Source organism: Achromobacter spanius, assembly GCF_003994415.1.
Classification (GTDB): Bacteria; Pseudomonadota; Gammaproteobacteria; order Burkholderiales; family Burkholderiaceae_B; genus Achromobacter; species Achromobacter spanius_C.
This window is the reverse complement of sequence record NZ_CP034689.1, coordinates 6,134,712-6,152,960: the sequence shown is the minus strand read 5'-3', so window position 1 is coordinate 6,152,960 and position 18,249 is coordinate 6,134,712. Positions and strand designations below refer to the sequence as shown.

The 18,249-nt window shown below is 64.2% G+C and carries 12 protein-coding genes and 1 other annotated feature; of the genes, 6 read left to right on the top strand and 6 right to left on the bottom strand.

Annotated features, from left to right (window positions below):
• Positions 1–3 precede the first annotated feature (3 nt).
• Both tssB and tssA read right to left on the bottom strand, forming a co-directional pair.
• Complete coding sequence (tssB, locus tag ELS24_RS28125; RefSeq protein WP_050445816.1) at positions 4–522, bottom strand: type VI secretion system contractile sheath small subunit; 519 nt, start codon at positions 520–522, stop codon at positions 4–6.
• A gap of 218 nt (positions 523–740) precedes the next feature.
• On the bottom strand, positions 741–2,138 hold the full coding sequence (tssA, locus tag ELS24_RS28120) for a type VI secretion system protein TssA (protein WP_240669582.1): 1,398 nt from the start codon (positions 2,136–2,138) through the stop codon (positions 741–743).
• 384 nt (positions 2,139–2,522) lie between these two features.
• Here tssA and ELS24_RS28115 point away from each other — a divergent pair, with 384 nt between their 5' ends.
• From ELS24_RS28115 to ELS24_RS28100, 4 genes are all read left to right on the top strand, one after another.
• Positions 2,523–6,134: an AAA family ATPase gene (locus tag ELS24_RS28115; protein WP_164741315.1), complete on the top strand. Its 3,612-nt coding sequence runs from the start codon at positions 2,523–2,525 to the stop codon at positions 6,132–6,134.
• A 141-nt stretch (positions 6,135–6,275) separates the two neighbouring features.
• Positions 6,276–6,329 (top strand) — a sequence feature (sul1 is cis-regulatory element that is thought to sense ions involved in sulfur or methionine metabolism; They are found in Alphaproteobacteria).
• 86 nt (positions 6,330–6,415) lie between these two features.
• Positions 6,416–7,900 carry a SulP family inorganic anion transporter gene (locus ELS24_RS28110; RefSeq protein WP_127186011.1) on the top strand — a complete coding sequence of 495 codons (1,485 nt, stop codon included), beginning with the start codon at positions 6,416–6,418 and terminating at the stop codon, positions 7,898–7,900.
• 203 nt (positions 7,901–8,103) lie between these two features.
• On the top strand, positions 8,104–8,880 hold the full coding sequence (locus ELS24_RS28105) for an EAL domain-containing protein (RefSeq protein WP_127186010.1): 777 nt from the start codon (positions 8,104–8,106) through the stop codon (positions 8,878–8,880).
• A 39-nt stretch (positions 8,881–8,919) separates the two neighbouring features.
• Positions 8,920–10,218 carry a sensor domain-containing diguanylate cyclase gene (locus ELS24_RS28100; protein WP_127186009.1) on the top strand — a complete coding sequence of 433 codons (1,299 nt, stop codon included), beginning with the start codon at positions 8,920–8,922 and terminating at the stop codon, positions 10,216–10,218.
• A 175-nt stretch (positions 10,219–10,393) separates the two neighbouring features.
• On the opposite strand, the gene ELS24_RS28095 is transcribed toward ELS24_RS28100, so the two are convergent.
• The gene (locus ELS24_RS28095; protein WP_127186008.1) at positions 10,394–10,849 is read right to left on the bottom strand and encodes a fasciclin domain-containing protein; all 456 of its coding nucleotides are present in this window, start codon (positions 10,847–10,849) and stop codon (positions 10,394–10,396) included.
• Positions 10,850–11,018: 169 nt separating this feature from the next.
• Here ELS24_RS28095 and ELS24_RS28090 point away from each other — a divergent pair, with 169 nt between their 5' ends.
• Positions 11,019–12,008 (top strand): MerR family transcriptional regulator, encoded by a 990-nt coding sequence (locus ELS24_RS28090; RefSeq protein WP_230695558.1) that lies wholly within the window; start codon positions 11,019–11,021, stop codon positions 12,006–12,008.
• A 138-nt stretch (positions 12,009–12,146) separates the two neighbouring features.
• Here ELS24_RS28090 and ELS24_RS28085 read toward each other — a convergent pair whose 3' ends face one another.
• The 3 genes from ELS24_RS28085 to ELS24_RS28075 all read right to left on the bottom strand — a co-directional run bounded on the left by ELS24_RS28085 (position 12,147) and on the right by ELS24_RS28075 (position 16,426).
• On the bottom strand, positions 12,147–14,219 hold the full coding sequence (locus ELS24_RS28085; protein ID WP_050445824.1) for a PhoX family protein: 2,073 nt from the start codon (positions 14,217–14,219) through the stop codon (positions 12,147–12,149).
• 163 nt (positions 14,220–14,382) lie between these two features.
• Positions 14,383–15,642: an ABC transporter substrate-binding protein gene (locus ELS24_RS28080; RefSeq protein ID WP_050445825.1), complete on the bottom strand. Its 1,260-nt coding sequence runs from the start codon at positions 15,640–15,642 to the stop codon at positions 14,383–14,385.
• 28 nt (positions 15,643–15,670) lie between these two features.
• Positions 15,671–16,426 (bottom strand): enoyl-CoA hydratase/isomerase family protein, encoded by a 756-nt coding sequence (locus tag ELS24_RS28075; protein WP_164741314.1) that lies wholly within the window; start codon positions 16,424–16,426, stop codon positions 15,671–15,673.
• A 179-nt stretch (positions 16,427–16,605) separates the two neighbouring features.
• Between ELS24_RS28075 and ELS24_RS28070 the strand changes: the two genes are divergently transcribed.
• Entirely contained in the window at positions 16,606–18,243 is a 1,638-nt protein-coding gene (locus tag ELS24_RS28070; protein ID WP_127186006.1) for an AMP-binding protein, read from the top strand.
• The last annotated feature ends 6 nt before the right edge of the window (positions 18,244–18,249 follow it).

Below are 18,249 nucleotides of genomic sequence, written 5' to 3'. Positions count from 1 at the left end.
CACTTACTCCTTGGCCTTGCCCGACTCAGCGTCGGATTCCTGTACGCCCAGTTCGCCCAGAAGCCGTTCGCGGGCTCCTTCGTCCTGGATCAATGCCTGCAATTTCTTGCGGAATTCGGGCAGATTGCCCAGCGGACCCTTCAACGCCTTCAGGGCTTCGCGCAGTTCGATCAACTGGCGCAGTTCGGGCACCTGGCCCACCAGCGCATCGGGCTCGAAGTCGCGCAGGTTCTCGAACTTGAGCGACACGGGAATCGCCTCGTCGGATTCACCTTCGGCAAGCCGGTTCGGCACCGACAGCGTCAGGTTCAGCCCCTGCGCCTTGAGCACATCGTTGAAGTTGTCCTTGTCTACCTGGATGGGCTTGCGCTCGTCCAGCGGGGTTTCGGTTTCCTGCAAGGTGAAGTCGCCCAGCACCAATTGCTTGAGCGGCAGTTCGACTTGTTCCTGTGCGTCGCCGGTGGCCGGCTTGTAGACAATATTGACGCGTTCCTTGGGGGCTACTGATCCTTCATTGGCCATGGTTCTCTCCTAGGTTCCGGTGGGTCAGGCGGCGGCGGTTGACTGCGAAAGTTGCCAGGCGGCCCGGCAATCCAGGCTGGCCAGTTTGGCCAGCAAGGGATGGGAGGGCCCGGCGTCTTCCGCGCCGTATCGCAGTTCGACGGCCGCCGCCAGGGCAAGGGCTTCCCGGGCAAGCTCCGGTTCCCATTGCTGCAGTCGGTGGGCGTCGAGTTCATCAATCAGGGGGCCATCAAGGCGCGAATATCCGCGCGGCCGTCAAAACGGTGCAGCAGCGAGCACTGGGCCAGCCGCAGGCGAAAGCGTTTGCGCAGCCCTTCCGTGCGCCGCGCCGCGTCCTGCAGGCGGTCCAGGGCGTCGTCCAGGCGTCCAGCGGCCGCATCGGCCTCGGCCGCCGTGGAGATCGATTGCAGGTCGTCGGCATCGTCGTGGCCGGCAGACGCGCCTTCGCCGCCGCGGGTAAAGCTCTCCAGCCAGGCAAGCGTCTGGGCATCGGCGAAAGGCTGACCATCGTTGAATTTCATGCTGGCCAGTTGGGGCAGGCGGGCGATCAGGCGGCCGGTCTCGAAGCCGACGCAGGCCGCGGCATCGGCGGCGCCCAAACGGGTCAGCGCGGCATGGCTTGCGCGGTTCAGGTCCAGCCAGTAGCGATGCGTGGTCAGGTGCGACTCCGCAAACTGCACGACGGCCTGCGGTTCGCCTGTCTGCGCGATCTGCTCGAAGCTGCTCACGATCTGCAAGGGCGGCGGCATCAGCAAGGTGACGCCGCCTTGCACGGGGGGCGCCTGTTCCAGCGTGGCCCAGGCGCAGACGCGATTCAGGCGGAACAACAAGGGCAGCGTGGGCTGTGTCTGCAGATACCAGTCGACCAGCGGGCGCAGGCCTGTCAGCGCCGCGTCGGCGGCAGCCCCCGGGTCGGCGCCCGCGGCAGGAGGCGTCGCGATGCTGGCGGGCGGCGGCGCAACCGATCGGTTGGTCGCGGGCTGGGCGGGCGCGATGTCGGGCGCGTTCGCGGGAACGACCCCGGGGGTCTCCTGCGGCGCGGCGTCAATGGCGGGTGCGGGTTGCGGGGGCGCTTCGACGGGTAAATTCCGCAGCGCGGAACGCAGGCCATAGAAGGCGGGGGCTTCGTCATCGTGGCGCTGCCATTCGCTGTCGAGCGCTTCCCAATCCTCAAGCATGGCCGCGTGCGCGGCGGCCGGCATGGCGGCGTAGCTGTCGCGTCCCGCCTGCAGGCGTTCATTCAAGTGATCCAGCAGCCACTGGATTTGATTGCGCCGGCCGCGCATGCGCGTGGCGGGGGGCGACATATCGTCCCAGTAGGTCGTGACCAGGTCGCGCAAGACACGGATGCCGTTGCCCAGGCCCGTCAGGCCTGACGTCTCGAGCAGGCCGGCGGCCAGCCAGGCGCCCACGGCCAGATCCTTGCCTTCCTGCTGAAGGATGCCGTTGGCCAACGCCACCACCGATGTCCAGTCCACGGCCGTGCTTGCGTGGATGTCGGTGAGTTGGTCAATGTGTGCTTTCAATGCCGCGAAAGCCTCGCCGTCGCGCGGGCTGACGCCGGCGGGATGGTCGGCCTGGATGGGGTGTTGCCCCACGTCACGGTCAAAAAGCACAGCAGACAAAATGTATCACCTAGGTATTGAAAAGATACGAATCGGCGTTCCTGCTTTGGGTGCCAGGCCCCTATGCGGCCCTCGCGGCGTAACTGTTGTAACGTTCGCTTGGGAAATGATGCTATCTACGCCGCGTTGAGAAACCGTTGAAGCAATTGCTCTTAACTTTGTTACAGTGCGACGGCCATTCAACGTTTATTAAACGTTTGCAAAGTAAAACGGCGCGGTGATACCTTCCGCTAGAAATCACACATAACAGCCAGACACAACAACGGTCACGGGGAAAAGTAAGAATGCTCATCAGTACAAGGCGCTTAGGGCGAATTCTCTAGGCGCGGCCGCTTGGTCTATCAGGGTCCCATGCATCCCAGTCTGCTGAGGCCCGTGCAACTACGTCTGCTGGGCGAATTCGATGTCGCCGTGGGGGACGTTAGCGGCGCGCGCGCCATTACCTACAACAAACCGAAGCTATTGCTCGCATTGCTTGCGCTTGCGCAGGGCAAGCCGTACTCGCGCGCGGATCTGGCCGACATGCTGTGGCCGGACGAAGAGGGCAATGGGCGGGCCAACCTTCGGCACGCCTTGTTCGTGCTGCGGCGCCTGTTCGAAAATGTGCCGGACGTGTGGTCGGGCACGAACAGCACCTTGGCGCTCAATCCCAAGGTCATCATGGTGGACGTGCTGGCCGTGACCGGCAGTGCGGGCTACGAGACGCTTGGCCTGGAAGAGCGCTTGTCCTATGACCGAGGCCGGCTGCTGGAATATTCCGACCTGCCCGAAAGCGCTGCCTTCAGCAGTTGGCACACCAGTTGGCAATCGCGTATCGAGCGCGAGATCTCGGAATGCCGCAAGGCCCTGTTGACCCGCCTGGGCCAGCAGGGCAGGCAAGCCGAGGCGCTGGAGCATGCCAAGCTGTGGGTGCAGACGCATCCGGAAGATGAAGGCGCGCATCGCCAACTGATACGCCTGCTGCTGGACAGCGGCAATCGCGATGCCGCAATGCTGGCCTTCCAGGACTGCGTGAGCCTGATGCGTGATCGCTTCGACACCCAGCCCTCGGACGAAACCCGCGCGCTCATGGAAAACATCGTGCCGCCCGCCGAGCTGGGCGGACCGGTGCTGTCCGAGCAAAGGCAGTACCGTCCGCTGGCGGTGCTGGCGGTGACCGTATCCGCCGACGACCCCACCCTGCAGCCCGAGCAAACGCTGCAAGGCATGCAGATGGCGCGCCGGCACTTGCAGGACCTGGCGCGCAAAGAGGGCGGGCAGGTGCTGCTTGGCCTGGCCAGCAACATGGCGATTGTTTTCGGCCATCCGGTGCTGACCGAGCGGCCCGCGCACGCCGCTGCCCGGCTGGCGTGCGCCATCCGCGAACTGGTGTTGCCGCCGGGCATGCGTGTCGGCATGGGCCTGCACGCCGATATCGCGCTGGTGCACGCGGACGAGCGGCCGGATGGCGGCGCGCTCGTCACCCAAGAGGCCATGCGGCTGAGCTACCTTGCCGAGGCCGGCGAGATACTGATCGGTTCGGCGGTGCGTGAACGCTTGATGGATCAGTTCGCCGTGCGCAGCGAAAAGCGGCATGGGCGCCAGCTGTGCCTGCTTGAGGCGCAGCTTGAGGCCGCGGCGGTGCATCGCATGTTCGGCCGGGTGCGTGAATTCGACAGCCTGGTGCGCATGTGGGCGCGCCTGCCCATGGCGCAGCCGCCGACGGCCATGATGGTGCGTGGCGAACCTGGCATCGGCAAATCGCTGCTTGCCGGCGTGACGGCGGAGTACGTGCGCCGCACTGGCGGTGAAGTGTGTCTGCTTGCCTGTTACGAAGGCCATAGCGAAACGCCTTTTCATCCCGTGCGCGAGCACCTGCTGCAACGCCTGTCGCTGGAATGGGGCTCGGCTGATGGTGCCAATCCGGGGGCGGCCGACCTGCCGTCGCGCTCGGTCGACATTCTTTGCAAGCGCGCGGGGCTGGATCCCAGCCTGCGATCGGCGCTCAAGCGAGTGCTGTTTCCCGAAAATTGTCGCGGCGATGCCGATACCCCCGTGCCCGGCCACACCTCGCATGGCGCGCTGGTCGACGCGCTGGCCGCTATCCTGGCGTATCACGAAAAGGATGACGGGCCGCGCCTGCTGATCTGGGAAGACCTGCATTGGGCGGATCGCTCCAGCCTGTCTCTGATCGAAGCATTGATGCGCCGGACCGTGCGGGGCCCGATGATGCTGCTGACCACGGCGCGTGAGGAATTCGTGCGAACCTGGGAAGCACACGATCTGCGCCTCAGCCATCTGGATCGCCAGGCCATGGGGGAACTGGTTGCCCACCGTTCGCGCGGGCAGCGCCTGGCGCCCGCGCTGCGGGCCAAGATCGTCGACGGCGCCGAGGGCGTTCCCTTGTACGCGGAAGAAATGGTGCGCCAGGTTGCGCTGGGCACCGATATTGGGGTGACTCCGGTCATTGCTGACCTGGTTGCATCGCGACTGTCCGCGCTGGGTACCGTGGCACGCCACCTGATCCAGTTCGCCGCCGTGGCTGGCCGGCTGGACGATGCCTTGCTCACCCGCGCGGCCATGGCCGTTGGTTTGAACCGGCGCGACATTCCGGGCCTGCTGGTTGAATTGCATCGGCGCGGCCTGATCGATGACGGCATTCCGGCCAACTTCCGCCATGAACTGATCCGCACCGCCATCTACCGATCGCTGAGCCCGCAAGAACGCCAGCGCCAGCACGAGCAGGTTGCGCAGTACCTGATGAGCCTGGATCCGCGCGCCAATGCATCGGAGCCCGCGCACATCGCCTTGCACCTCGATCATGCGCGGCACGCTGACGCTTCGCATTGGTGGTGCCTGGCCATGCGGGATGCCCTGGCGCAGTCGGCGCTGGGCGAAGCGCAGTCCTTGAGCGAGCGCGCGTTGGCAGCGTTGCCGTTCATCGCGGACGCGGACCTGCGCCGCAAGGCCGAATTGGACTGCCAGCTTCTGCGGGGAACCCTGTTCACCGCGATGCGGGGCGGCGGCGCGCATGAAACCTCGCAGGCCTATGCCCGCACCGCCAAATTGCGCGACAGCGAAGATAGTCCGCATATCCAGTTTCGCCAGCTGTGGGGCGACTGGCTGGTGACGCTGTGCACGCGTCCCCATGCAGAAAGCCTGCAATTCGCCGACCGTATCCACCGCCATGCCGAGCAGACGGGCGATGGTCTGCACCTGGGCTGGGCGCAATACACCTACGGCGACAGCCGTCTGTGGATGGGCGACGCCGCCAATGCCGAGCGTTGGCTGCGTTCATCCATTCTTACGTTAAGCGGCCAGGCGGACCACAGCCTCAGGTTCGCCTGCTGCGGCGCGGATGGCGCCAGCCTGGCGCGGGCCATGCTGGGTCTGGCCTTGACGCTGCAGGGGCGCGACGAAGAAGGGCAGGCCAGCGCGCGGGCCGCGCTGGAAAGCGCCGATGCGCTGGACCACCTGGGCAGTCGCGTGCTTTGCCTCAGCGTGGTGGCCCGGCTGCAATGGCTGCGGGGCGACGAGGATGCCACGCGCGAGGCGGCGGCCCGGCTGTCTTCCCTGGCGGGACAAGCGGACTTTTCCATCTGGAAGGAACTGGGCCTGGCCTGGATGGGGTGGGTGAATGCCCGCAACGGCGACAGGTCGGCAATGGCCGACATTGAGCGCGCGGTGCGGGCGTGCGGCAAGGATTTGCCGGTCATGCAATCCACGATGGAACTGATGCTGGCGCAAGCGCACCTGGCCTGGAACCAGGTGGACGCGGCCACGGCGGCCATCGAACGGGCTGGCAAGCTGATGGAGAAGTTCGGCACCGAGTCCCTGCGCGGCGAGTACCTGCGCTTGCTGGGAGACACCTGGGAAAAGCGGGGTGATGGCGCGCGCGCCGTGGCCTGCTGGCGGCAAGCCTTGACGGAAAGCCGACGGCTGGGCCTGTCCTTGTCGGCCAGGAAGGCGGAAGCCCGAATCTGGGACGGCGCACCACAGGCGGCCTAGCGGGCCGCCTTTTTTTTGGTTCATCGCGCCCCATGGGGCGGGGGCGGGCGCGTGCTCCGGAAATGAACCTGCCCGGCAATCCGTGTAAAATCCGGCCTCGCGGCATCTGCAATGGATGCGCATCGCTTCGATAGCGATACTAGTGGACTCGGCTTCGCCGGGTGGCTCGGCCGGGCGCCTATCCCTCGGACAACTCCAAGCGAATAACGGCTCGCTCCGGGACCAACTCCAAATCACCCTCGGTGTGAGGCATCGCTTGCTAACGTCAGGTTAGCCAAACAATGTCTTTTCTTTCCTCTTTTCGTCGCGAATGGATGGCCAATCCTCGCAACGACATTCTTGCGGGCATCGTCGTCGCCCTTGCGCTGATCCCTGAAGCCATCGGCTTTTCCATCATCGCCGGCGTGGACCCCAGGCTGGGACTCTACGCCTCGTTCTCCATTGCCGTGATCATCTCGTTGGTCGGCGGCCGGCCCGGCATGATCTCGGCGGCCACGGCCGCCATTGCCGTGCTGGTGGTGCCCTTGGTCAAGCAGCATGGTGTTGAATACCTGTTCGCCGCCACCATCCTGATGGGCGTCTTCCAGGTCATCGCCGGCTTTCTTCGGCTGGATCTGCTGATGCAATACGTGTCGCGCTCGGTCGTCACCGGGTTCGTGAATGCGCTGGCGATCCTGATTTTCATTGCCCAACTGCCGCAGTTGATCAACGTCACCTGGATCACCTACGTGATGGTGGCGGGCGGCCTGGCGATCATCTATCTGTTTCCTCGCCTGACCCGGGCCGTGCCGTCCCCCTTGATCGCGATCATCGTGCTGACGATCATCTCGATTTATTGGGGCCTGCCCGTCAACACGGTGGGCGATATGGGCAAGCTGCCTTCGTCCCTGCCCTCGTTCCTGATTCCGAACGTGCCCTTCACCTTCGAGACCTTGCAGATCATTCTTCCGTATTCGCTGACCATGGCGGCGGTGGGCCTGCTGGAATCAATGATGACCGCGCAGATCGTGGATGACCTGACCGACACGCCCAGCGATAAGCGGCGCGAATGCAAGGGCCAGGGCATCGCGAATTTCGTGACGGGTTTCTTCGGTGGCATGGGCGGTTGCGCCATGATCGGCCAATCCGTCATCAACGTGAAGTCCGGCGGTTCGACCCGGCTGTCCACTTTCGTTGCCGGTTCCTTCCTGCTGTTCCTGATCGTCGTGCTGGGGCCCTTGGTGGCCAGGATTCCGATGCCGGCATTGGTGGCGGTCATGATCATGGTGTCCATCGGCACGTTCAGTTGGGGGTCTATCCGCAACCTGCGTACGCACCCCTGGCAGTCGTCGGTGGTGATGGTGGCGACCGTTGTGGTGGTGGTCTGGACGCACGATCTTGCCCGGGGCGTGTTGGTCGGTGTGTTGCTCAGCGGTGTGTTCTTCGCTGGCAAGGTCAAGCGGCTTTTCGCGGTGACTTCCGCCTTGTCGGAGGACGGACGCACGCGCACCTATTACTACGCGGGCCAGGTGTTTTTCGCCTCCACCGAACGCTTTGCCGAAGCCATCGATTTCAAAGAGGTCGTGGATTACGTCGTGCTGGATGTGTCCGCCGCGCACTTCTGGGACATCTCCGCCGTTGGCGCCTTGGACAAGGTCGTGATCAAGCTGCGTCGCGCAGCCAAGACCGTGGATGTCGTCGGGCTGAACGCCGCCAGCGCCACCATGATTGGCCGATTTGCGATTCACGAAAAAGCGGGCGCCGACGCCAAGTCGTTGGGGCACTAAGGCGCGCAAACCCGAGCACGGGATTGGTCTCGAAGCCCCAGGATGAAGGTCATGACGATCGCGGCACCCCAGGCCATGCCGCGCGGGGTCATTCGCGCATCTGTTAAAGTCGCTACAGCTTAGACTCGGCGGCAGCTGCGCGGCATGCGGTTCAGGGCTCAGGCGCCTGTCTGCCCATCAAATTTTCCTTCCCGCTTGCGAACATGATTCCAATCCACGGCTCCGCCAAGCCAGCCGTATCAGACGGCGCGTGTCACGGTTGCAAATCTGGTGATACCACCTCGATTGAAATGGCGTTTGCGTTTCAGCCGATCGTCGATCTGACATCCGGCGAGGCCTATGCCTACGAAGCGCTGGTGCGCGGGCCACACGGTGAACCGGCAGCATCCGTGTTGTCGCAAGTGAACGATGCCAACCGCTATCATTTTGATCAGCGTTGCCGCACGACGGCGATTGAGCTGGCTGCCCAGATGGGGATGGACCGCTTCCTGTCCATCAACTTCATGCCGAACGCCGTCTATCAGCCCGCCGCGTGCATACGCACGACCTTTGAGGCCGCAGAGCAGTACGGCTTTCCGGTGAATCGGATCATTTTCGAAACCATAGAGGGTGAGAGCATCACCGACCGTGATCATCTGTTGAAGATCTTCCAGGCCTACAAGTCGTACGGCTTTCAGACTGCAATCGATGACTTTGGCGCGGGCTACTCGGGTTTGACGCTTCTGGCGGACTTTCAGCCCGACCTCATCAAGCTCGACATGGCGCTCGTGCGAGGTGTTGACGCTGATACCGCGCGGCAGCGCATCATCGCCGGCGTACACGCGATCTGTACAGACTTGGGAATTCGCGTCATTGCCGAAGGGGTCGAAACCACGGGCGAGCGCGACTTTCTCGCGTCGCAGGGCATCGCCCTCATGCAAGGCTATTTGTTCGCGAAGCCTGCATTCAAGGCAATGCCGTCGATATCCAATGCAAGCTGATCACCGCCGCGGCCACCCCGGTGGGGTAGCGGAAGACGCATGAGCACGCCGCAACAGAGAATATTTGAAGCGGCATTCATGCAGACGTGGAACGCACTGGTCATCACCGATGCGGACCTCTCTGTGGGATGTCGAGTTCAGTTCGCCAATCCAGCGTTCGTTGCCATGACTGGCTATTCCCTGGACGAGTTGCGCGGGCGATCTCTCAGCATTCTTCAAGGGCCGGCCACAGACCCGAACGTCATCGAGGACCTGCGCTGCTGTTTGAAAGAAGGGCGATGTTTTGAGGGTGTTGCGACAAACTATCGCAAGGACGGTTCCGATTACATCGTCCGCTGGAATATTTCGCCACTTCACGACGCAAGCGGGGTGGTCACGTCTTTTGTCTCGGTGCAGGAGGATATTTCCGAATTGGTGCGCGTAGAGCGTACCAACCGTCTGCTGGCACGCGCCCTCGACGCAACAAGCGATCTGGTCATGCTGACGGACGCCCGGGCACGGATCATCTTCGTGAACGCGGCGTTTGAAAATGCCACGGGTTATCCACTGACTGAAATCAAATACAAAACGGCGGCAATACTCAAATCCGGCAAGCACGATGACGCTTTCTATGCGGCCATGTACCGCGCTCTTTCACGCGGGCAGGATTTCCGCGCCACGTTCGTCAATCGCAGACGTGACGGGTCGCTCTTTCACGTTGAGCAGACCATCTCGACCATATTCGATGATCATGGGCGGGCGACCCACCATATCGGTGTCAGCAAAGACGTGTCGCGACAAGTGAAACGGGAACAGGCGCTATGGCGCGCCGCCACGAAAGACAAGCTCACGGGTCTTTACAACCGTCATCACGGAGAAAAAGCGCTGCGCGACGCGTTCTTGAGAGCCCAGGCGGACGGTGATCCACTTAGCTTGATCATTGCGGATATCGACCACTTCAAGCGGATTAACGACGACTTTGGGCACCTCGCCGGGGATCGCGTTCTTGTCGATATCGCCGGAATCCTGCAGCGAGCGGTGCGCGGCCAGGACGCGGTGATTCGGTGGGGAGGTGAAGAATTCGTCATTGTGCTCGCGGATTGCGGGCTTGGTGACGCGACCCACCTCGCCGAGCGTATCCGCAACAGCGTGCATGCGCATGACGACGCGGAAATTGGTTCGCTTACCTTATCGCTTGGCGTTGCACAGTTTGCGCCGGGTGAGACGCCCGATGCGCTCATCGCGCGGGCAGACGCCGCGCTTTACGAGGCCAAGCGAAATGGGCGAAACCAGCTATCGATTTCGCATGAAGTGCAAACGGCGCCGGCCGACCGCACTGGATTGCCCCAGGTTTCCTAGGCGGCCCGCTCCTCAAGAAGTCGTGGCGTTTGAGCCGTGCCGTGGACGTCAGGTCCGCGTCCGATAATGACGTGCCCCCGGAATATCCGTACAGGTCAAAACTAGAGGTATGGTTGCTTCTCGGCGCCCCGATTGCGGCGAGATGGCTGCGGGGGTGACCCGCAGCTGTCCCGGATTACATCGGCATCAGAACCGTGTCGATGACGTGGATGACGCCGTTGTCGGCGGCAATATCCGTCTTGACCACGTTGGCGCCATTCACCTTCACCTTGCCGTCGGCGACGGTCACGGTGATGGGGCTGCCCTCAACGGTCTTGACCGTGCCCGCCTTGACGTCCTTGGCCATGACCTTGCCAGGCACCACGTGATACGTCAGCACCTTGGTCAGCGCGGCCTTGTCCTTCAGCAGCGCGTCCAGCTTGTCCTTCGGCACCTTGGCAAACGCGGCGTCAGTGGGGGCAAAGACAGTGTAGGGACCCGGTCCCTTCAGCGTGTCGGTCAGGCCGGCGGCCTGTACCGCGGTGGTCAACGTCTTGAAATCGCCCGCCGATTTGGCTGTGTCCACGATGTCGGCGGCATTGGCCCAGCCGCAAGCCAGGGCTATCGTCGTTCCAATCAGAAATCGCTTCATGGTGTGCTCCAGAGGTGAGGGGTTGGCGCCCGCGTCATGGCGGGCTCTCAACATTGCGTCGCAACTTGGAAAACGCGATGCGTGAGGGTAGAGTAGGCGGCATCTTTCACTTCGTCCATACTTTGAACCTATAAAATCCACTCTTTATCGGTTCATAAGCGGGTCAAAAATGTCATCCATTGCCCATATCGACCTCGACGACGCCGGATCAAGCGCCACCTACCGCACGGGGGTTGCCGCCAAGCTGGCAGGTCTGCCTGTTGAAACCCTGCGCGTCTGGGAACGGCGCTACCAGTTGTCCTCGCCGGCACGCTCGCCGCGCGGTCAGCGGCTGTACTCGGCTGAGCAAGTCCGACGCCTCAGCCTGTTGAAACAGCTTGTGGATCAGGGGCATGCCATCGGCACCCTTGCGATGCTGCCGCTGGAGCAGTTGCAAACCATGCTGGGTGCACAGCCCAGCATGGCCGGGCCGCCCTTGCGTGCCGTGGCGCTCGGCCCGACCCTTGCCCCTCGCCTCTTGGCCGGGGGCACGGGTCACGGTGGGTCCACGGGCCAGGATGGGTTCACGGGCTTTATGGCAGGGCCCGACGTGCATGTGATCGGCGCCCGCGCACACCTGGAAGACGCCGGCTCGCTGCCGCGTCATGCCGACGTGCTCATCATTGAAATCTCGGAGCTGGATGCCGATGCGCTTGCACCCATCCAGCGCGCGCGCGACGCGACCGAGACCGGCGCCGTGGTCGTGCTCTACCGTTTTTGCGCCAGCAGCACCATACGCACCCTGCGCGCGCAAGGCTGCCTGGTGGCGCGCGTTCCGGCTCAACTGACGGAGCTCGCGCCGCTGTGCCGCTCGGCGGTCGCCGGGACGAACCTTGCCGCGCTTGCCCCCGCTGCGGCCATCACGTTCAACGAAGAGGCCCTGGCCAAGATCATGGCCCTGCGCAACCCCATCGCGTGTGAGTGCCCCAGACATCTTGCCGAGCTGCTCATGATGGTGGGCAGCTTCGAGCGTTACAGCGCCCAGTGCGCCTCACGCAATGACGCCGACGCGCAATTGCATCTGGCGCTGGAGCAAGCCGCGGGCCAGGCGCGCGGCATTCTGGAAAACGCCATGGGCCGTCTGCTGCAATCGGAAGGGATGTGGCCGCTGGCCGGTTGAGCACCGGCACGGCCATGGACATGCAGCGTGAGGCGCATGCCCTCAAAATGCATTCGGGCTGACCAGGCAACATTGCCCGGTCAGCCCGTCGGTTTGCACGGCAACAGCGCCGTCCCGTGAAGGGCGGCGCCTTGTCAATCACACCCCGATCTGTCCGCCGTCGGTGCGTTGGATCACCACCGTCGATGCGCGCGGGCGCACGGTGCCGCTGGGGGCAATCGTCGCATCATCCGTGCCGTAGGCCGGCCAGTTGGCCGGATGCTGGACGTTCAGGAAGATGGTGGTGTAGTCCGGCGTGAACGCGAAGCCGGTGATTTCGGCTTCGTTGGGGCCGACGAAGAAGCGGCGCAGTTCGGACTGGTTGGACGCGTTGATGGCCGGGCCCGTGCCGGTGCTGTCGGCAAGCGCGCCCGGGATGACGGCCAGCATCTGGTCGTTGGTGGCGCGCGCCACGTCGTTGTTGCGGCCGCCGTCGATGCCGTTGTCGGTCTGAATCCACAGGATGCCGCGGCTGTCGAAGGCAATGCCATCGGGGCTGGCCAGTTGGTTCAGCGCGGTCAGGCCCGAACGGTTGGTGTCGGCGTCGGCGCCGGCATCCGAACCGAACACGAAAATATCCCACTCGAACTTGGTCGAGTCGGCTTCATCGTGCCAGCGGATGATGTGGCCGTTGACGTTGTTCAGGCGCGGGTTGGGCGGGTTGGTGCCGGTGCCGGCGTTGCGGCTGGTGTTGTTCGTCAGCGTCAGGTAGATGTCGCCGTTGGTGGGGTGCGTGGCGGTCCACTCCGGGCGGTCCATCGGGGTGGCGCCCACGAAGTCGGCCGCGCCGCGGGTGTTGATGAGGATGGCGTCCAGGCTGCCGAATTCGTCGGCCAGCGTGAGGCCGCCGGTGCCCACGGTGGTGCCCACCAAGGGCAGCCATTCGCCCGTGCCGTCGGCGTCGAAGCGGGCCACGTACAGCGTGCCCTTGTCCAGATATTTGGCGCCCACGGCCAGGCGGTCGGTGCGCTCGGCGTCCTTCGGATCCCACACCGCTTCGGACACGAAGCGGTAGATGTATTCAAAGCGCGAATCGTCGCCGCTGTAGAAGGCCAGCGGCTTGCCGGCTTCGGGCTTGCTGTAGGCGCAGCCTTCGTGCGCGAAGCGGCCCATGGCGGTGCGCTTGGTGGCGATGCTGGCGGGGTCGTAGGGGTCGATCTCAACCAGGTAGCCGAAGCCGTTGACTTCGTTGCGCCAATCCTGCGTGGCGTCGATGCCCGTTTCCGTGACGTTGAAACGCGCGAATTCGCCCAGCACTTCGGTGGGGTCGCCCGCGGCGGTTTCCCACTGGTAGCGGGCGGCCGGGCCGGCGGATACGCCAACGCGAACCTGGTGCGCGGGGCGCACGCCGGTGTTCACGAAGCAGGCCGCCCAGTTTTCTTCGGCGGTGATGTAGGTGCCCCACGGCGTGTAGCCGTTGCCGCAGTTGTTGTTGGTGCCGCGCACTTGCATGCCGTTGGGCGAGAACGGCGTCTTGACCCAATCCGTGCCGCCGATGGGGCCGGCCAGCTTCATCGCGGTGGCCGACGTGAAGCGGCGGTTGTAGCGCGAGTTGTTGACGATGTTCCAGCGGCCGTTTTCACGGCGCACATGCACAATGGCCACGCCGTGCGCGTTGATTTCCTTGCGCACTTCTTCCGCGGGGCGCTTGCCGGCAACCGTGGTCGGGCCGGCGGGATGCAGGGCGGCCTGGTCGATGTATTCGTGGTTGACCGCGAGCAGACCTTCGGTGGAGCTGCCTTCGATGGGGAAGAAGTGCATGCCGTCGTGATGCATGCCCATGGAGTTGAGCAGATCGTTGGACGTGTTGTTGCCGTTCTGGTCCCAGGGCTGCGCGTTGTCGTTCAGCGGCGTGCCCCAGGGCGCGAACACATGGGCGACATAGCCTGGCGGCACGACGCAAGCATCCGTCATCGACGTGGACAGCGAGTCGAAACCGAGCTTGAGCGGCGGGACTTCAGGCGTCGGGGTCGGTGCACCGCCGGCGTTGTCGTCATCATCATCGTCGCTGCTGTTACAGCCGGCCAGGCCAAGGCTGGTCATCGTCGCGAAGGCGGCGGCAAGACCACCGCGCATCACCATGCGGCGCGACAGGTTCTTTTGCAGGATCTCGCTGAAAGGGGTGCTCTGGCTGGGGTTGCGGACGATCTTGTCAGAGATGGATTTGCTCATGTTGATTCCTGGCGATGGGGGCTGTGCCTGAATGGGACGAGCAATACTAGAAGCCGCAAATGAAAGGTTAATGACACCAGGCTGAAAGCAAAGGCGGCGTGTCCGCGCGCGAAAAAAGGCCGGCGCCGTTTGCACGGGGCCGGCCAAACGCAAGCAAGCAAAACTATTTGGATGCGGTGGGGGCGGATGCGGAAGCCACGGGTTTCGAAGCCACGGACTTTGACGCCACCAAGGGGCACCCGCCCTGGTCCAGCGGACGGAAGGCGTTGTCACCGGGAATGGTGCGCAGGATCTTGAAGTAGTCCCAGCGCGCCTTGGATTCCGACGGCTTCTTCACTTCGACCAGGTACATGTCGTGCACCAGGCGGCCGTCTTCGCGCAGATAGGCATTGCGCGCGAACATGTCGTCGATCTTCATGCCGCGAATCTGCTTCATCACCGCGTCGCCTTCCAGCTTGCCGCTTTCCTTCACGCCGTTCAGAAAGGTCAGCACGGCGGAATAGACGCCTGCCTGCGCCATCGTCGGCACGCGTCCCTTCATCCGTTCGGCGTAGCGCTTGGACCACGCGCGCGTGCGCTCGTCCATGTCCCAATAGAACCCGCTGGTCAACACCAGGCCTTGCGCCTGTTCCAGCCCCACGCCGTCCACGTCGGTAATGAACATGAGCAACCCGGCCAGTTTTTGCCCACCCTGGATCAGGCCGAATTCATTGGCCTGCTTGATCGCCATGGTGGTGTCGCCCGACGAATTGGCCAGCGCCACGATCTCGGCCTTGGACGCCTGGGCTTGCAAGAGGAATGACGAAAAGTCGTTCGACGCGCGCGGATGCTTGACCGAGCCCAAGGTCTGGCCGCCCGCTTTTTTGACGGCGTTTTCGGTATCGGCCTGCAAGGCGTGGCCGAAGGCGTAGTCGGCGGTCAGGAAGTACCACTTCTTCATGCCGGACTCGGTCAGCGCGCGGCCCGTGCCGTTGGCCAGCGCATAGGTGTCGTAGGTCCATTGCGCGGTAGAGGGCGAGCAGGCCTTGCCGGTCAGGTCCGAGCTGCCGGCCGTTGACGCCAGGAACGCGATGTTGGCGGTGCGCGTGATTTCCTGCACCGCCAGCGCCACGGACGAGGTGGGCACGTCGACGATGGCCTTCACGTTTTCCTGATCGATCCAGCGACGCGCGGTGGCCGAACCCACGTCCGCCTTGTTTTGGTGGTCGCCGGCAATGACTTCAATCTTGCGGCCCAGCACCGTCGGACCGAAGTCTTCCACGGCCATGCGGGCGGCTTCCACCGAGCCTTGCCCGGACAGGTCGGCGTTCATGGCGGACAGATCGGTCAGGACGCCGATGCGGATGGGCTTGTCGGACTGCGCGTGCGCGGTCGGCACGGTGAATGCCCCGGCAATGAGCAGGGCGCGTAGGTAATGGTTCATGTCTTTCCTCCAGGTGGGCGTCCGCTGTTTACGCGGATCTTTGCGGCGGTGGCGATACGGCGATGGGTTGGGACAGCAGATGGCACAACAGAAACTGATCGGTCTGCGCGTGCGCCAGGCGGCTCGCGTCGAATTGGGCGTCGATGGCGCGTTTGCTCAGGCGCAGCGCCAGCGGCGGGCAGGCGGCGGCGTCGCGTGCCAAGGCCATGGCGGCGTGCAGGGCATCGCCCGCGGCAGCCACCGAATCCGCCAGGCCCCAGGCGTGGGCGGTATCGGCGTCCAGTTGCAGGTCGGTGAAGAGCGCCCGCTTGGCGCGCGCGGGGCCGACCAGGCTGGCCAGCCGGGGCAGGCCGCCCCAGGCCAGCGGCAGACCCAGCCGCACTTCGGGCAGGCGCACAAAGGCGGTATTGGAAAACACGCGCCAGTCGCACGCCAGCGCCAGCACCGCGCCGCCGCCGACGGCCGGGCCTTCAATGGCGGCAAGAGTGGCTTGCGGCAGTTCGGCCCACGCGCGGCACAGTGCTTCGCCGCGCGCCAGTGCGCGCTGCGTGGACAAGGGATCGTCGTGGGTCCACAGGGCAGGGTCTTTCAGGTCGATGCCGGCGCTGAAGACGGCCGGCGTGCCGGTCAGCACCACGGCGCGGATGTGCTCGTCGCGCGCAAGCTCGCTGGCGGCATCGATCAATGCGTCCATTGCCGCCAGGTTCAATGCATTGGCCTTGCCGCCCCGGTCGTAACGCACCACGGCCACGCCATCGTCACGTTCGATTGAAACCATGCTCATGGGATTTTCCGCGCTTGTTTTGAAGAATTTGATCGATATACTACCAAGTATGTTGAAAGCCGCAAGGCTTCCCGGATGCTTCCCCACGCGGGGTGCGGGTAAGTCCGTATCCATCAATGCTGGATAGCCGTCAGGAAGTCATGAAAAATAAGGCAAAAACCAAGACGAGGAGACTGTTGATGAACGACGAGGCTGCAGCGGCCGTTCCCGAACGCCAAGCGTGCGTGCTGCGCTATCTGCTGGAAGCGCAAGCAAAAAAGATACCGGACAGAATCTTCGTCCAGTTTCACCAGGGCCCTGGCTGGACTTATGCCCAGACGCTGGCGCAGGTGCGCCGCCGGGCCGCGACGCTGCGGCGTGCCGGCGTGAAGCAGGGCGACCGCGTGCTGTGCTGGATGGGCAATGGGCCGGAGCTGCTGGTCAGCTGGTTCGCCATCAACTATCTGGGCGCGGTGTACGTGCCGCTGAACACCGCGCTGCGCGGCCGCCCGCTGGCCCATGTGCTGGAAAACGCGCAAGCCTCGCTGATGCTGGCGCACCGGGCGCTGGTGGGGCGCTTGCAGGAACTGCCGCCCGGGGCGCTGCGCCAGGTGCTGCTCACGGGCGAAGGCGATGGCGGTACGTCGTCCAGGCCGTCCGAGCCGCCGGCCGGCGTGTCGTTTGCGCCGCTCGCGGATGAAGCGGGCGACCCCGCGCCGGATCTGCTGGCCACCGAGTCGCCCATCGAACCCTGGGATACGCAGTCCATCATGTACACGTCCGGCACCACTGGGCTGTCCAAGGGCGTGGTGACGTCCTATGTGCAGCTCTACACGATGGGGCCGGACGCCTTCGACTGCATCACGCCGGAAGACCGCTGCATGATCGCGGGCCCCATCTTCCATTGCGGCAGCACCCTGTACGTGTACGCCATGCTGGCTTATGGCGGGTCCATCGCCATGGTGCCGGAGTTCCGCACCGCCGAATTCTGGGACGCCATCCGCGACACCCAAAGCACGGTCGTGCTGCTGCTGGGCGTGATGGCCAACTTCCTGCTCAAGCAGCCGCCATCGCCGCGCGATCGCGAACACACCCTGCGCCGTGCCTTCATCGTGCCGTTTGGCGAAGACGCGCCCGCGTTTCAGGCGCGCTTTGGGGTGGACCTGTACACGGTCTACAACATGACCGAAATCGCCAGCCCGCTAAGCGCGGGGCCGGGTCTGACCGAAGCCGGGCACTGCGGCAAGCCCAGGCCCTGGTTCGAGTTGCGCGTGGGTGATGCGCAAGACCGCGCGTTGCCGGACGGCCAGGTGGGCGAATTGCTGATCCGTTCGCATCGCCCCTGGGCGCTGTTTTCAGGCTATTACCGCAACGCCGAAGCCACCGCCGCGTCCATGCGCAACGGCTGGTTCCACACAGGGGATGCGTTTCGGCGCGAGGCGGATGGCACGTTTTTCTTTGTTGATCGTTTGAAGGACGTGATCCGTCGGCGCGGCGAGAACATCTCGTCGTTCGAGCTTGAGGGGGAGATTTGCGCGTATCCGGCGGTGCGGGAAGCGGTGGCCGTGGCGGTGCCCAGCGAGCACGGTGAGGATGATGTGCTGGCGGTGGTGACGGCGGTTGAGGGCGGGCAGGTGGAGCCGGCCGAGTTGGTTGCCTGGCTGGCCGAGCGGGTGCCGCATTACATGGTGCCGAGGTATGTCAGGGTGGTGGAGGAATTGCCGAAGACGGCCAGCGGCAAGCTGCAAAAGCATGTGTTGCGCAGCGAGGGCTTGGCGGATGGGACGTGGGATCGGGAGCGGGCGGGGGTGCGGTTGCGGAGGGAAAGGTTGGGGTGAGGGTGG